The following is a 14971-nucleotide window of genomic DNA, read 5'->3' on the forward strand; positions in this document are numbered from 1 at the left end:
ACCGAAGGCTCCGATCGCTCTGCCATTGCCAACATGCCGTATGACCCGTTCATCTTCGCCACACCAAATACTTATCATGGTGAAGGGCTTCCATTCCAACCTGGACGAACATTGGAGATCCACCTGCCAGGCCAGGCTCCTACGGAACAATTCGATACGAGTTTATACGGTATCGGTGTCGATGCTAGCTTGAATGGCTCCAACAACTACTTTAAAACCGCTACCTACCTGCCTTGGGCACTGCTCATCGTTGAAGATTGGGAATGGCCACTGGAGCGCGTTGATATTGTCGAAGCCTACCCTGAGTTCCAAGATTGGGCAGAATCCGGCGGCACAACAAACCAAAACTGGCATCAATCACCTGCCACTGACAAAACTTACGATCTACCATAGGGAGAGGATACGATGAAATATATAATTGCAATTCTTATGGGGGTTATCCTACTCGCGCTCACCGCCTGTGGGGGCGGTGATGGCTCTGGCGGTGGAAGCAGCGATGACGACAGCTCTACTCCGCCCCCTGTTACCATTGTTGAACCAGATGAGCCAGATGATCCGACAACAGCGCAGGACTTAGTTGTCCCTGAGGGCTTTGACTACAACCCAGTAAAACCGGGTACACTGAGTGTGGATATTAGCGGCTTTTCGACACAACGAGCACAGCTGAGTTTGTACAAGCAATTTAGCGAAGACAACGCTGGTAACTACCGAGCTCATTACGCAAGTAAAGTGGTTTCTGTTCCATTAGCCAGTGGGAAAGTGGATTTCGACTTTAATGTATCTGACAGCCAGAAAGACTTGCTGGTCGAGATTTGGTTTTATGATGGCTCAGAACCGGTAAAACGTATTATCTCTGTCAATGACACTAGCTTGAAGCTGTAAGGCTATCTAGCTATCTGGCTTTCTAGCTCTACGGGCAGTTAAGCACCACTTTAAAAATCGCATGCTTCTTCCGAACATGCGATTTTTTTTGAATTGGGAGAATACATCATAAATTAGGATATCGCTCTCACTCGTAGCAACTTACCGTAACTTCCAGCAAGTCAGTTCCGATTATCCTTCAAAGAGCCAAATTCACATCAGGCGTGTTCATATGTGGCGAATGGTTCATCGTCAGAATTAACATTTAACATTCGCCACACACATAAAAATCAACCACACATTTACCAACAAAATAAACCTCAATAAAACCCCACCAGCCTTTAATAACAATCACATCAGTTATTATTGATATTACTTCTCAGTTGCACTAACATTCGCAACTTCTTCCTGTATGGACACACTTCCTTACAAATCAAAACTTCATAACGGAATAGTTAAATGGGCCTTATCCATAGAGCAATCGCATTGGTGCTGTGTACTCTCACCTCATTTGGATCTTTCGCGACTAATGAACGTTCGGTCACAGATGAAAGAGGAACGTTCACGATCACAGGGACACCTCAACGCGTCGTTGCTTTGGAGTATTCTTTTGTCGACGCCCTAGCCTCTGTCGGAGTTTCTCCTGTTGGCGTTGCGGATGATAAAGATGTAAACCGAATTCTTAAATCGATTCGAGACCAAGTGGCACCTTGGACTTCTGTTGGTATGCGCCCCCAGCCAAGCCTAGAAGTTATCTCTCAATTGAAGCCTGACCTTATCATTGCCGATGTTCAACGACATTCGTCTGCCTATGACGCTCTGTCTAAGATTGCCCCAACACTGCTTCTGAAAAGCCGTGGTGAGAACTATGAACAGAACCTAGATGCCGCAATGAAAATCGGTATTGTTCTAAACAAGGAAAAAGAGATGAAGTCGCGCATTGCGCAACACAAAAAGGTGATGGCTGAATTCAAGACGAAGTTTGCGAGCTCCGACACTATGCAGTTCGCGGTTGCAACAGAGAAAGGCATGTGGCTACATGGCCCAAAATCGTACGCGGGAAGCGTGTTAACTTGCCTAGGTATCCAGAGCCCAATTCCAAATGAGAAAGAGCGTGCTTACGTTGAAGTGAGCTTAGAGCAGTTGCTAAAAACCAACCCGGACTGGCTTCTGATCGGACCATACAGTGAGAAAACCATCGCAGACACATGGAAACAGAGCCCTCTTTTCAATCTCCTTAACGCACGCAAGCGCCAACAGGTTGTGAATGTTTCGCCACAAGCTTGGTCTCTTAACCGAGGTATGCATGCTGCCGAACAAATCGCACAAGATCTTTCTGAATTACTAAACAAATAGATGTCTTTTATTAATGTTATGCAAAGTAGAAAAACGCTATTTGGCTGTTTCGTTGTTTTTTTAGCACTCAGTTTGGGGACGGTTGCATCTATGATCAGCTACTCCTCTTTTGAGCTTAAGATCCACGACTTATTTGGGTTCTGGTTTAGCTTTGATGAAGCAAATATAAAACATCAGATTCTCTCATCGTTGAGAGCACCCCGTGTACTGGCCTCTATCCTGATTGGTATCAATCTCGCGATTGCTGGGCTTCTTATGCAAGGGCTAACAGCAAACCCACTGGCGTCTCCAAGCATTTTGGGGATCAACGCCGGGGCATCTTGTTTTATCGCTATCTCTTCCATGAATTTGGTTTTCTTGCCTGAATTACCACTTTCCGTTAATGCATTGCTTGGTGGCGCGGTAAGCGGACTGCTCGTACTTTCTTTAGGTGGTTTCTTTGCTGGCAAGTCACATCCAATTAAGTTGGTATTGGCCGGCATTGCCGTTAACGCCCTGTTAGTTGGTATTACGAGAAGTGCATTGATCCTAGCCGATGATATGGCCTATAGCGTTTTGAACTGGCTGGCGGGGTCGATCGCGAACATCACTTGGGAAGACTGGGCACAATTTTGGCCTGTGAGCTTGGTTGGAATCGTTTTGACCATATCACTCGCTCGTAGTCTTAACTTGCTGACTCTTGGCGACGATATTGCCACCGGACTTGGTGTGAACCTCAACCGTACACGTGTTATTGCTTGTATTTCCGTGCTGTTGCTAACCACATCGAGTGTCGCTATCGCGGGACCTATCGCTTTTGTTGGCCTACTTGTTCCTCATATCGCCCGCAAGCTTGTTGGCACCAATCACTTTATTTTGCTGCCTGTCACCGCGATGCTTGGCGCAAGCCTTTTGGTGTGGTCTGACGTTATTTCACGCATGGTCGGGTTCCCAGCAGAAACGCCAGTAGGGGTTATTACTGCATTGATTGGTTCGCCATTCTTCATCGCACTGGCCGTTAGGAGCAAAGTGTCATGAACCAGACCAAAGCAATCGCGTTAACCATTTTATTAATTGCTTGTGCGATAGGCAGCTTATTCGTCGGTAGAGTCTCCCTTTCCTTAAGTGACGTGGTAACCACATTACTTCACGGTGGCGACTTCGATTTCATTATTAATCAATACCGACTGCCACGTTTTATCTTAGCGATTGGCGTTGGTGCTGGACTCGGGCTTTCTGGAGCATTGATCCAAGGAGTCTTGAGAAACCCTCTCGCCTCACCAGATTTAATGGGTATCAGCGCGGGTACTGGTTTTGCTGCAACCTTGCTGCTTGTTTATGTGCCAGACGCATCATTGCCGTTACTCGCCTCTGTTGCCATTGCCGGAGGGGTTACCGCCGCGCTTGGTATTATTGGTATCAGCTATAAATACAACCCCACCCCAGCAAGGCTCGCATTGATTGGCATTGCAATCAGCACCTTCATTTCTAGCGGTATCGATTTTCTGCTGATTGTTAACCCGGTAGAAATTAATACGGCAATGGTCTGGTTAACCGGAAGCTTATGGGGGCGTAACTGGTCACAAGTGCCATTGATTTGGATATCACTGGCCATCTTACTGCCTCTTGCGTTGCGACTGGCTTGGAAACTCGACTTAATGGGGCTTGGGGAAGAAGCTGCCACCACAATAGGTGCTCAACCAGAGCGCACACGCTTTATCGCATTGGTTCTTTCCGTTCTCCTTGCCAGTATTAGCGTTGCAGTATGTGGGACGATCAGCTTCGTGGGCTTGCTATCTCCTCATTTAGCTCGCTTATTGTTTGGACACAATCACAAGTACTTGCTCCCTATGTCTGGTGTGATTGGGGCTTTACTTGTGGTTGTCGCAGACGCCGCCGCTCGTGGTATTGCTCCCCCACTTGAACTTCCGGCTGGAGTACTGACTTCGCTCATTGGTGCACCTTACTTCATCTTCTTACTTCAACGCTATAAAGGTTGGAAATAATGCTTAAAACACATCAGCTGTCTATTTCTTATGGCAAAGAAAACATTATTCATAACCTCGATCTCGACATTCCAGAAGGAAAGATCACAGCATTAATTGGTCCCAACGGAAGTGGTAAGTCGACGTTGCTTAAAACCTTATGTCGCATCAACAAACAATTTGATGGCTCACTCACTGTCTACGATAAGTCGATTAAAGATTACGCCGACAAAGAGCTGTCTCGATACATTTCATTGCTGCCCCAAGTGTTGACAACGCCAGAAGATATTACGGTGAGAAGACTCGTTGAATACGGTCGCTCGCCCTATTTATCTTACTGGGGGCGTTTGACTCAAGACGACCACGAAAAAGTAGACAAAGCCATTGCCGAAACACAGATAGAGGAATTGGTCGACAAGAAGGTAGATGCTCTATCCGGCGGTCAGCGCCAACGTGTTTGGATAGCGATGGTTTTGGCACAAGACACACCGATTGTCATGCTTGATGAACCGACCACTTACCTCGATTTATCTCACCAAGTAGAGCTGATGAAGTTGATTCAAAAGCTAAATGCGGCAGGAAAAACCGTGATTGTCGTTCTTCATGATTTGAACCAAGCCTGCCGTTACTGCGATCACTTGGTGGTACTGAAGAAGGGGCAAGTTACCCATCAAGGTGCACCTGAAGAGATATTCACTCAATCGTTGCTCAAGGATGTTTTCGATCTTGATGCAATGATCATGAATGACCCCGTTTCAAACAAACCTATGTGTATAAACCTATAAAAACAATCGACATAGCCTTAATTTAAATACTCAAGACAGGATATGAAAATGAGTAAACTTCCTTTCACTCTTTCAGTATTAGCACTTTCAATCGCGAGTGCACACGCTGAGACAGATACGCAAAACGAAGGCGTACAAGAGATGGAAACCATGGTGGTAACAGCGACCCGTTATACCCAAACGCCAGATAAAATTGCAGGTGCGGTCACCGTCATCGATGCTGAGGATATTGAAGAACAATCTATCATCTCTGACGACCTGACCAGCATTCTTGCTACCTTGGTTCCGGGTATTACACCAAGTCGCCAAAAGATGTCTAACCAAGGCGAAAACCTGCGTGGTCGCCAAGCGCTCATCATGATTGATGGTGTACCTCAAGTGAATCCTCTTCGAAACGGCAACCGTTACGGCTATACGATTGATCCATCAATGGTTGAACGAATCGAGGTCGTGAATGGTGCAAGTGCGGTTCAAGGTATGGGAGCTACAGGCGGTATCATCAACTACATCACGAAAGGTGCAAAACCGGGTGATGATTGGAAACAAACGGTTGGTACTCGTGTGACTTCAAGTTTCGATAACGACAGCACTGGCGGAAAAGTTTTCTACAACGTCAGTAAGTACGATGACGAATTTGACCTGTTCTTTGGTGGTTCTTGGGATCAACAAGGCCTTTACTACGATGGTAATGGTAACCCTATTGGAATGAACGACATTCAGGGTGAAACGCAAGACAGCACAGCGACGGACCTTTTCTTTAAAGGTGGCTACAACTTTGATGACGGTAATCAGCGTATCGAATTGACGGCTAACACCTATACGATCGAGGCCAATGGTAACTATAAAGGTGTCAAAGGTGATTTCGAGAATGGAATTCCTGGGACTGTAGAGCCGGGCTCTCCTTCAGGTGAACCAGTGAGCAATGAAGCTCAGTTATTCAACCTACAATACACGAATTACGATCTGGGCAATGGTATGCTTACCGCTCAGATGTTCTACCAAAACTACGATGCGGTGTTTGGTGAAGCAACGTGGTACCCAACCGAAACCAAAGTTAACGACCAAGGCGCTATCTCTTCTCAAAAGACTGGCTTTAAAGTCGGTTACGAAACCTATGACCTGCTCGACCTCGATGATACTTGGGTATTTGGCTTAGATGGCCTACATGATCAAACGGAGCAAACGCTCGATCAGTCAGGTTTGAACGTAACGCCTCTTATGGAATATTACAGCCTAGCGCCGTTCGTTCAAGGTGACTTCCTAGTGACGGATGCGCTCCGCCTATCGACCGGCGTTCGCTATGAAAGCATCCGAGTAAAAGTAAGCGATGGTCAAACTATCTATGGCTACGGTGTCGATGGACACAACTCTGAGATCATTGGTGGCACACAGGATTCTTCAAAAGCGGTATTCAACGTAGGCGCCGTTTATACTTTTACAGATGAATTCAGCACGTTTGCTAGCTTCAACCAAGGGTTTGGCCTACCAGATATTGGCCGTATCCTACGTGGTAACTGGGTTGGTAATGCAAACCCTGGCCAAAACGGTACGCCAATTGATTTCAATACAATGCCAGCTGTAGAACCGGTTGTAACAGACAACTATGAGCTAGGCCTTAACTATCGCGGAGACAAGTTGTTTGTTAGTGCAAGCACCTACATGTCTATTGCAAAAGATGGCGCTAACCTAGCACTCAACAACAATGGTACCTACGATGTAGAACGCCAACGCACCGACATCATGGGTTACGAACTGACCTCAACCTACCAAGTGCTCGACTCAACTAAGCTGAGTGCTATGTACGCGCACGTTGAAGGTGAAGTCGATACTACAGGCAATGGCAGTGTTGACTCTGACATGGATCTAAAAAACCTGACACCAGATCGCCTACTGCTTGCCGTTAACCATAATTTCTCTGATGTGCTAGCGAGCCGAATTCAATACAACTACCTATTCGACAGCAAGAAAAGTGCAAACAATGTTGGCGCAGAGCAAAACTTTGATGGCTACGGGTTGGTTGATTTCAGTACGCATTACGACATGCGTGATAAAGGCCGTATCGCCTTTGGTATTGAAAACGTAATGGATGAGCAATACATCAACTACTTCAGCCAAATTCGTAATAACAGCTCTTACTACTTCTCTGGTCGTGGCCGAACATTCAGCTTAAGTTACGAGCTTGATTTCTAACTCTGATTTTTCTTATAAGCACTGTCCCACAGACAAAGAATGAAAATCAAAAAAGGCGAACCACATGGTTCGCCTTTTCAATTTAAAGCTAGTTGATTAGTTCGCTTTAGATGCGGCGTGCTGCGCTGCCATAAACGAAATGACTTCTTCGTTTAAGCAAGATTTGCTGATGTATTGGCGTTGTTTACCAAGATGAAGAATGAAGCCCAAATCGGTTTGTTCGAGCTGGTCGATTTCTTTCCATGCTAGGCTGCGATCGATTTTACCGCTTTTGTAGCGCACGCCATCCGCATTCACTTCAAACACCACTTTGCTGCCACGGCTTGAGCTGATGGTCTGACGCCACAGCCACCAAGTTCTTTTGAAGTAAACGCTGCATGCTTCAATCACACTCAATACGATAAAGAACCAACCGACATAACCGTTAGGTAACAGCTCGAACTCTAATAAGACCACACCAAAAATAAGAAAGAGCAATCCTTTCAAATACGCTTGTGGGAACTTAGTCGGCTGGCTAGTTTGGTCATAACACTCAGCAAAGAAAGGCTTGTCGAGTATGTATTCTGTGGTGAATTCGAAATCTTTAGACATGTATGGTTACTTTAAGGTTTCTGTGAATGAGTATTCTCGGTTGCGCTCTTGCAACACCTGCATTGTAGCGCTTCTCAGACGTTATCTTTAGCAATTTTGATTCTGTTTTGTAAATCAATAATAACGAAACATTCGAAGACCCTGATGCACTTGCCAAGATCAAACAAGGCGAACCATTTTGCTCGCCTTATTGTAATTTACCGATGTGACTTCTTGAGTTTTCTACTTTAGAGGGTCGTTGTCTGGCAACGCACTGTGTATCCATACTGCCAGTCGGTGTTTGATGCTTGCACCGTCTAGCTTGCTTTCCGGTAGTGGTGTGATCTGTTTTGCATCGACCAAGAATAGATAAATCGCTTTTACTCTTAGAGGCTGTGGTGACTGAGGAAGGTCAAAACCTTGTAGTTTCGCCATCTTCCCACCTATCTCTAGTGCCTTCTTAACCAGTTTGTCTTCATTGTGAAGCTTGGAGCTTTTTGACATTGATAAATCCTCTTCTTCGCTTCAATTAAGAATACATTAAGTGTCACGCATGGCATGTTAGTAAGCTCGCATATTGATAAGTTTATGCGTTATTGCCAAGTAACCGGTTGAAAAACCAACTTAATTCTTCATCATTAACATTGCATACATAATCACCAATATACCATTAAAAAATGGTACACCCCCGTGCTTCCCCCGAGTGGGCACAAATTTGTTTAAGAATGCTTTATGCTGAGCAAAGATCATGCTCGCCGTACACGAGCCATTTCGGCAAATATGCGGCTTCTGGGATCGTCCAGCCATACTTATCGTATGCCAATGCAGCAAGACCAGTCAGTTTCAGAGAAACATTGCCTTTTGGCGAATAACGAACATCTTCATTCATATAGAACTGGTAATGCGCCTCTAACGCATCTCTCAGTGCTTCTTGATAATGTGCCTCATCGCCATCGATAATGGCAATAAACACATTCACAAATGGAATAAACAAAGAGTGTACATATGGCACTCTGGTTGATTCTAAATATTGTGGGGAGGATTTCTCCATCACCGTTTGCAATAACTCAGGTAACGCTGATGAATTGCTAAATACACCGTTAACGAACTCGACCAGCGCAACATCGAAAGGATCTTTTAAACGCACTAACGACTCATCCATGATGGTCATCAGCTCTACACAGCGCCAATCTCTCGCGGCCATCGCTAAACAGATTTCATCCAACCATGCATCCATTGTTCCTTCTGCAATAGAACGGTTACCCACTTCCGAAAAGTGTCGGTGCCCAACGGAGAATTCAACCACTTGGTCTGAATGATTGGCCAGCAGGTACACGTTATTCAGTAACTCGAGCGCCCTTTTTATATAAGCTGGCGAGGCCTGGTGTTGTCCGTATTTTGAAGCGGTAAAGAATACCTCAAGCGAATCCCAAGCATCGCCTTTCATTCTTTTCAGAGGGTGCTTATAAAAAGATTGATTGTCATCAAGCATTCTTTCCCAGAAGCTGTAAAAATTTTCATCTTCTTCACGAAAAATACGCAATTTTCTTTCTTCAGGTATATCTAAATAGTGATTTTTTATTAGTTCCATCAATTCCTAGCCCGTTATAAATCGTTATATTTTTGTACTGCAACAACGCAAAAATTTAAAGTTCAGGCTGAGAATGATGCCGACATCAATTGATAATATCAATGCTTAATCAGTTAGTTATAGAGAGAATGCCAAACCCAACCCGACCGAAAATCACTCGCATTATTGTGTTACATTGATGTCTTAATCGTTGAAAAATCTTACTGCCAAGGAGAACAAATGCAGATGAAAACCATTAGTAAAGGAATACTGGGCACTGCGTTAGCAGCGACGTTGGGCATCAGCCCTTTGGTACACGCAGAACAGCCGGTCTACGTGCAAGCGTCTAAAGGCAGTTTTAATGACGCCGCTATCACTCAGTTATTTACCCAGCATCCAGAACTCAAAGCGCCTGTAGATTTTGCAGGCACACCGACAAATACCTTTAAAATGGCAAACGAACGCGGCGGACTGGCCTTTAGCGCCGTAGAAAACTCAACCATTGATGGGCGTCTAGTACAGGCGACAGTGGAAGCCTTTCAGCAATACAAACCTGTCGATTTGAAAGGTTTTATCACAACTCCAATCGAAATGTGTGTATTAATGAACACCGAAGATGTGAAAACTAAGCAGCCAATCACAATAATTGCTTCTCACCCCGCTGCGTTAAAACAAATCAATTTATGGAAAACAAAGCAGACCAAAGCCAAAGAGCTTGCTGTACCTGAAGGCACTGCTGCTGCGGCAAAACAGGTGTCTGAACGTCAACTCCCAGCGGGCAGCGTGGCGATTGGAGCGTGTGTACTTGAATCGACGTATACCAACTTAACGGTCATAGAAAAAGGAGTACAAGACAATAAAGACAACAAGACATCATTTTTGCTGATGGACATTAGCAAGCGTGAGACGCCGATAACAGAAGCTCAAGCACGCAAAGCCTTGATTGCAGCAATCAAACAGGGAAAAGCGTTGGCTAAGTAAATACGAAAAGAACCCCGTAGATAGCTTAGCGAAAAGCCTCCGTCTTGGCCTTTCGCTAATGAAATACGCAACAGCAACTTACTCTGCTTCAGGTCGAATACTTTTGTTGGTCAGCTTTGCGATTAACCCACCTATCTTTCTTCGCATATCACGTCTCTCGACAATCATATCTAATGCGCCATGCTCCAGAAGGAACTCACTTTGTTGGAAACCATCCGGCAGTTTTTCTCGCACGGTTTGCTCGATTACGCGACGCCCTGCAAACCCAATTCTTGCCTCTGGTTCACCGATATTGATATCCCCCAACATTGCGATGCTTGCCGATACGCCACCAAACGTTTGATCGGTCAACACCGAAATATAGGGCAAGCCCGCACGGGATAAGTGATCCAACGCCGCACTGGTTTTGGCCATTTGCATCAATGCCATCAAAGACTCTTGCATCCTTGCACCGCCGCAGGCAGAAAAGCAGACTAAGCCGCGGTTTTCTTCAATGGCAATATCGACGGCCTCAACAAACTTTGCCCCTACTACCGAGCCCATTGAGCCAGCCATAAAAGAAAACTCAAATGCGCAAGCAACGATGGGTAACCCTAATAGCTCGCCTTTCATCGCAACCAGTGCATCTTTCTCTCCAGTGCTTTTTTGAGCAAGGGCGATACGCTCTTTATAGCGTTTCTTGTCTTTAAAATTGAGCACATCTTTCGGCTCATACTCGCAGGCAATCTCGCTTTGCTTCTGTTTATCCAAGAAGCTGTCCAATCGATGGCGCGCAGTCATCCGCATGTGATGGTTGCATTTAGGGCACACTTCCAAGTTTTCTTTTAGCGCTATTCGATACAACACTTGTTCACAAGACGGGCACTTGGACCAAACGCCTTCGGGGATCGATGCTTTACGCGTGTTAATAATGTTGTTTTTATCTAATAACTTTTCTAACCAACTCATAAGAAACCTTTATCCAGAAACGACGTTGGTGAGCATTGTACAAACCTTATTTTGGTAATAAAGTGGGCTTAATTGGCTTTATAATCCAACAAAATGGGATTAACTGAGATGCTTGATAAGATAGACCCGCAATGGCTTAAGAGTTTCCACTGTGTTTACGAGAACAACAGCTTTAAACGAGCCGCGGAGTTCTTGTGTTTACCGACATCTAATATCAGCCGTCACATTGCTCTACTCGAAGAGCAACTTGATGTGCGATTATTTGATAGAACCACAAGACGTATTTGCGCTACCGAAGCCGGAGAGCAACTCTACCTTCGCACGCAGCCATTGTTCGACAAACTCAATGACGCTCTTGAAGAGGTCACTCAGCACTCGCACGAAGTCATGGGACAACTCAATATCCTGATGCCTGATTCACCAGAACTGGCTAAAGCTGTTGTCTCGTTTTGTACTCAATATCCTTCGATTACATTAAATTGCGAGACCAACCTGAGCCCGAAAGAGGACTTGCTGGACGGGTTTGACGTGATCTTAAGTTTTCATCGAGGGAAGTTAGAAGACAGCAATTGGGTTGCCAAAGAAATTAAGCGCTGGCCAAGTGTTGTTGTGGCATCGCCGAAACTGCTACAAACTTGCCAAAAGCCGTTTCAGGTTACCGATTTAAAACACGTCCCTTGCATCAGCAGCTTTACCGCCTTGAAAGGTACACCATGGGTTTTCAAAACAGCAGATGGCTCCTTGATAACTCAGAGAGTGGCATCGTCATTTAAGGTCAACAGCGGACAGTTCGCTAAAACGGGGGCACTGGCTGGACTTGGGTTTGCAATACTGCCCACTGGCTTTTGCCATCAAGAAATCGATTCTGGTGAGCTAGAAGTGATCGAGCTGGAATACGAACCAGAAGATTTGGTGCTGTATGCCTTTTACGCGTCGCGAAAACATTTAGCGAAGAAGATACCCGTATTTATCGAACACATTAGAAAGCAAGCAAATGAATAGCAAGGGTTGAGACAATACCAACCTTGTTATTTAAAAATATCGAATAATAAAGATAAGAAAAATAAAAGCATCCCAAATATATTAAACAGCCGACACAGTGTGCCGGCTTATATTTCTATTTGATAAAAAATGCTATTTAGAAAAAGGTGTAATTGAGCGACAAATATGCGGTCATGCTATCTGTTTCTGAAAGGATTGGGCTTTTTTTCAAATCATCTTCAAGGCTCACGTAACGAACGCTACCTGAAATACTGATTTTTTTGGTCAAGAACATATAGCCATTCAAGCCAATGAAGTAATCACCCTCATAGTCCATGGAATATTCATCAAATCGAGTACGAGTCGCCTCTTCACGAGATACACCGTAAAGGTGATTATTAAGATCTGCGCTGTTTATTTGATAACCGATTGAAGGTGTGATACCAAACGAACCCATTATTATCGGATAGGCCGCTTTGATCTCTCCATAATGACCATTATGAACTCCACTGATATCGGTTGCGATCGTGCTTTCTAGAAACGCGGTGGTTCCGGGAAAGTTGAATCTCACCCCTGCTCCACCCATGAAGGATGTCTTACGCTTGTCTAGCTTCTGCATGTCTAAATCACTCGAATCCGAAGGTCGCATAATCCTAGGATCGAAGCCCACTTTCGCAAAGTACTCAATCGGTGCGCCTCGGCCATTAAAGCTGTAACTTGCTGTCGTACCCTCAACGCTCACGTGCTTATCTCGATAAACAATCGAAGGTAAAGGTGTAAACTGCGTATCCATTCCAATATATGGAGAAGGAGAATAAAGCGCACCAATACCAAGAGACAAAGAGCTATCGGCGTGAGAATAAGCGCTAAATAATAATGTCGGTACAAGTAATAAGGTTTTATTCATGTTGAGCTCCAATTTTTAATTGGCCGAGATTCTACGAATAATTAAAACCGACTCAACAAACTTTATATAATTTTATCTAAATTGTTAGTTTGTTTTATAAATGCATTTTAGGTTGAAAAATGTCGTTATTTATCAGAGCCCTCCCTATAAAATTCAGAAATAAATCATAGAAACAGAGCCAACAAAACTTGAATAAATAAACCAGAGATGCTCTTAATCTCGTGCTTGAGTACGGTTATGTACCTATGCTTTTAAAAATAAAAAAGTCCGACATGGTCGTTGCCATATCGGACTTTTTTCCAATGCACTTTGGCTCCTAATGTACTTTTGTAACTAATGTACCTTTCGTTCCCAAAATGCCTTTGTTCTCAATGTGCTGTGAAAAGCGCTACAGGATTATTGCCCTGCCGCCAACTGCATCAATAGACCGCTAATGTAAGCACCGTATGTGCCAAGTGCATAACCTAGTACGGCCATTAGAATGCCCACTGGCGCAAGTGCTGGGTGGAATGCCGCCGCAACAACCGGAGCAGAAGCCGCACCGCCAACGTTCGCTTGGCTACCTACAGCCATAAAGAACAACGGCGCACGAATAAGTTTCGCAACAGCGATCATCAGTACTGCATGGATGGTTAGCCATACGATGCCGATAAAGAAGTAACCTGGGTTGTCGAAGATTGCGGTCACGTCCATTTGCATACCAATGGTCGCAACAAGGATGTAGATAAAGGTTGAACCGATTTTAGATGCACCGCCATGCTCAAGGCTGCGTGTTGATTTAAAACAAGAAGCAATCAGCGCAAAAGTCGTTACCAATACGATCAACCAGAAGAAACCTGACGTTAGGCTGTATTTCGCCAGTTCTGGGGCATTGGTTGAAATCCAAGGCGCAATCATATCGCTGAAGTAATGAGCCAGCCCCGTTAAACCAAACGCAATCGCGGCAATTTTAACCAAATCTGTTGTTGTCGTTGGACGATCGTTTTCTTCTTGATACTTAGAAACGGTTTCTTTCAGTTCGTCAATAGATGATGTGTCTGCTTTTAGCCAAGCGTCGACTTTCTTTTGACGACCAACCATGATTAGCAAGATTGCCATCCAGACGTTGGCACAGATAACGTCCACAGTGATCATCGCCGAGAATAGCTGGTCGTTCACTTCGAATACTTCTTTCATCGCTGCTTGGTTAGCACCACCGCCAATCCAAGAGCCTGCGACTGTGGTTAGACCGCGCCAAACATCACCAGAAACAAGATCCGGAGAGACTTGGTCGATAATAAGAATCGCCAATGGACCACCGATGATGATACCCGCCGTGCCCGTTAAGAACATGATGACGGCTTTTGGGCCAAGGCCAATGATTTTGCGAAGGTCAGCAGAAATGATCAGAAGTACCAGTGCACTTGGCAACAAGTAACGGCTTGCTACGAAGTACAGCTTAGAGTTTGACGCATCAATAATACCGAAACTGTTTAGTAGTGACGGAACAAAGTAGCAAAGCAAAAGACCAGGAATGATCGAATAGAATTTTTTTAGTGCGCTGTTTTGGCTGCTTTCCGTAATGAAGATACCGCCAAGTATCACCGCTAACATGCCCATGATTACTGCATCATTAGAAATCATTATAGTTCTTCCTTTAATTTGAGCGTAAATGTCTACTTTTTGAGAGGGAGAACCATACAGATAACGCATTAATGTTACAATATGTAACAGCAGAAACACTTTGAAATATCCTTGCAACATCACAACAATTGCTCGCAAACCCTTTATTTATAAAGCGATTGCGTTATTTTCATTTAACTCAAAAAAATTTCCTCATTATCGCCTTCCTATGTTTCGTGGTTTATAGCCAAGCATT

General features: G+C 44.6%; 15 protein-coding genes. 9 read left to right on the forward strand and 6 right to left on the reverse strand.

Annotated elements, in window-relative coordinates:
• The 7 genes from KIO97_RS08345 to KIO97_RS08375 form a co-directional block, all read left to right on the forward strand.
• The coding region (locus KIO97_RS08345; RefSeq protein WP_285381881.1) for a DUF4842 domain-containing protein at positions 1-393 on the forward strand (393 nt) is incomplete at its 5' end.
• Between the two features lie 12 nt (positions 394-405).
• Entirely contained in the window at positions 406-882 is a 477-nt protein-coding gene (locus tag KIO97_RS08350; protein ID WP_285381883.1) for a hypothetical protein, read from the forward strand.
• Positions 883-1320: 438 nt separating this feature from the next.
• Positions 1321-2217: a Fe(3+) dicitrate ABC transporter substrate-binding protein FecB gene (locus KIO97_RS08355; protein WP_285381885.1), complete on the forward strand. Its 897-nt coding sequence runs from the start codon at positions 1321-1323 to the stop codon at positions 2215-2217.
• Entirely contained in the window at positions 2218-3234 is a 1017-nt protein-coding gene (locus KIO97_RS08360; RefSeq protein WP_306417143.1) for an iron ABC transporter permease, read from the forward strand.
• On the forward strand, positions 3231-4202 hold the full coding sequence (locus KIO97_RS08365) for an iron ABC transporter permease (RefSeq protein WP_285381889.1): 972 nt from the start codon (positions 3231-3233) through the stop codon (positions 4200-4202). Before KIO97_RS08360 ends, KIO97_RS08365 begins: the two co-directional genes overlap by 4 nt.
• Complete coding sequence (gene fecE / locus KIO97_RS08370; protein ID WP_285381890.1) at positions 4202-4966, forward strand: Fe(3+) dicitrate ABC transporter ATP-binding protein FecE; 765 nt, start codon at positions 4202-4204, stop codon at positions 4964-4966. The genes KIO97_RS08365 and fecE overlap by 1 nt, the downstream gene beginning before the upstream one ends.
• Positions 4967-5014: 48 nt before the next feature.
• Positions 5015-7156 carry a TonB-dependent receptor gene (locus KIO97_RS08375; protein ID WP_285381892.1) on the forward strand — a complete coding sequence of 714 codons (2142 nt, stop codon included), beginning with the start codon at positions 5015-5017 and terminating at the stop codon, positions 7154-7156.
• A 96-nt stretch (positions 7157-7252) separates the two neighbouring features.
• Here KIO97_RS08375 and KIO97_RS08380 read toward each other — a convergent pair whose 3' ends face one another.
• From KIO97_RS08380 to KIO97_RS08390, 3 genes are all read right to left on the reverse strand, one after another.
• Complete coding sequence (locus KIO97_RS08380; protein WP_005431282.1) at positions 7253-7747, reverse strand: YcxB family protein; 495 nt, start codon at positions 7745-7747, stop codon at positions 7253-7255.
• A gap of 222 nt (positions 7748-7969) precedes the next feature.
• Positions 7970-8230, reverse strand: a complete 261-nt coding sequence (locus tag KIO97_RS08385; RefSeq protein ID WP_005376453.1) for a DUF5062 family protein — start codon at positions 8228-8230, stop codon at positions 7970-7972.
• Positions 8231-8456: 226 nt separating this feature from the next.
• Positions 8457-9317: an immunity 49 family protein gene (locus KIO97_RS08390; RefSeq protein WP_285381894.1), complete on the reverse strand. Its 861-nt coding sequence runs from the start codon at positions 9315-9317 to the stop codon at positions 8457-8459.
• A gap of 219 nt (positions 9318-9536) precedes the next feature.
• On the opposite strand from KIO97_RS08390, the gene KIO97_RS08395 reads away from it, so the two are divergent.
• Positions 9537-10277 carry a prephenate dehydratase domain-containing protein gene (locus KIO97_RS08395; protein ID WP_285381895.1) on the forward strand — a complete coding sequence of 247 codons (741 nt, stop codon included), beginning with the start codon at positions 9537-9539 and terminating at the stop codon, positions 10275-10277.
• 78 nt (positions 10278-10355) lie between these two features.
• Here the strand turns inward: KIO97_RS08395 and accD are convergent, their stop codons facing one another.
• On the reverse strand, positions 10356-11225 hold the full coding sequence (gene accD / locus KIO97_RS08400; RefSeq protein WP_285381896.1) for an acetyl-CoA carboxylase, carboxyltransferase subunit beta: 870 nt from the start codon (positions 11223-11225) through the stop codon (positions 10356-10358).
• A 108-nt stretch (positions 11226-11333) separates the two neighbouring features.
• Here accD and KIO97_RS08405 point away from each other — a divergent pair, with 108 nt between their 5' ends.
• Positions 11334-12227 (forward strand): LysR family transcriptional regulator, encoded by an 894-nt coding sequence (locus tag KIO97_RS08405; protein WP_285381897.1) that lies wholly within the window; start codon positions 11334-11336, stop codon positions 12225-12227.
• Positions 12228-12363: 136 nt separating this feature from the next.
• Here KIO97_RS08405 and KIO97_RS08410 read toward each other — a convergent pair whose 3' ends face one another.
• Positions 12364-13113, reverse strand: coding sequence for a MipA/OmpV family protein (locus KIO97_RS08410; protein WP_285381899.1), 750 nt, complete (start codon positions 13111-13113; stop codon positions 12364-12366).
• A gap of 396 nt (positions 13114-13509) precedes the next feature.
• A complete protein-coding gene (locus tag KIO97_RS08415; RefSeq protein WP_045382317.1) occupies positions 13510-14736 on the reverse strand; it encodes a DUF819 domain-containing protein in 1227 nt (408 codons plus the stop codon).
• Positions 14737-14971 lie beyond the last annotated feature (235 nt).

Origin of the sequence: Vibrio sp. B181a (assembly GCF_030248375.1) — a bacterium.
Classification (GTDB): domain Bacteria; phylum Pseudomonadota; class Gammaproteobacteria; order Enterobacterales; family Vibrionaceae; genus Vibrio; species Vibrio campbellii.

Coding starts and splice junctions, on each gene's coding strand:
- KIO97_RS08405 (WP_285381897.1), top strand. CDS start 11,334: ATGCTTGATAAGATAGACCCGCAATGGCTTAAGAGTTTCCACTGTGTT.
- KIO97_RS08390 (WP_285381894.1), bottom strand. CDS start 9,317: ATGGAACTAATAAAAAATCACTATTTAGATATACCTGAAGAAAGAAAA.
- accD (WP_285381896.1), bottom strand. CDS start 11,225: ATGAGTTGGTTAGAAAAGTTATTAGATAAAAACAACATTATTAACACG.
- KIO97_RS08380 (WP_005431282.1), bottom strand. CDS start 7,747: ATGTCTAAAGATTTCGAATTCACCACAGAATACATACTCGACAAGCCT.
- KIO97_RS08395 (WP_285381895.1), top strand. CDS start 9,537: ATGCAGATGAAAACCATTAGTAAAGGAATACTGGGCACTGCGTTAGCA.
- KIO97_RS08350 (WP_285381883.1), top strand. CDS start 406: ATGAAATATATAATTGCAATTCTTATGGGGGTTATCCTACTCGCGCTC.
- KIO97_RS08385 (WP_005376453.1), bottom strand. CDS start 8,230: ATGTCAAAAAGCTCCAAGCTTCACAATGAAGACAAACTGGTTAAGAAG.
- KIO97_RS08355 (WP_285381885.1), top strand. CDS start 1,321: ATGGGCCTTATCCATAGAGCAATCGCATTGGTGCTGTGTACTCTCACC.
- KIO97_RS08375 (WP_285381892.1), top strand. CDS start 5,015: ATGAGTAAACTTCCTTTCACTCTTTCAGTATTAGCACTTTCAATCGCG.
- KIO97_RS08365 (WP_285381889.1), top strand. CDS start 3,231: ATGAACCAGACCAAAGCAATCGCGTTAACCATTTTATTAATTGCTTGT.
- KIO97_RS08410 (WP_285381899.1), bottom strand. CDS start 13,113: ATGAATAAAACCTTATTACTTGTACCGACATTATTATTTAGCGCTTAT.
- fecE (WP_285381890.1), top strand. CDS start 4,202: ATGCTTAAAACACATCAGCTGTCTATTTCTTATGGCAAAGAAAACATT.
- KIO97_RS08360 (WP_306417143.1), top strand. CDS start 2,218: ATGTCTTTTATTAATGTTATGCAAAGTAGAAAAACGCTATTTGGCTGT.
- KIO97_RS08415 (WP_045382317.1), bottom strand. CDS start 14,736: ATGATTTCTAATGATGCAGTAATCATGGGCATGTTAGCGGTGATACTT.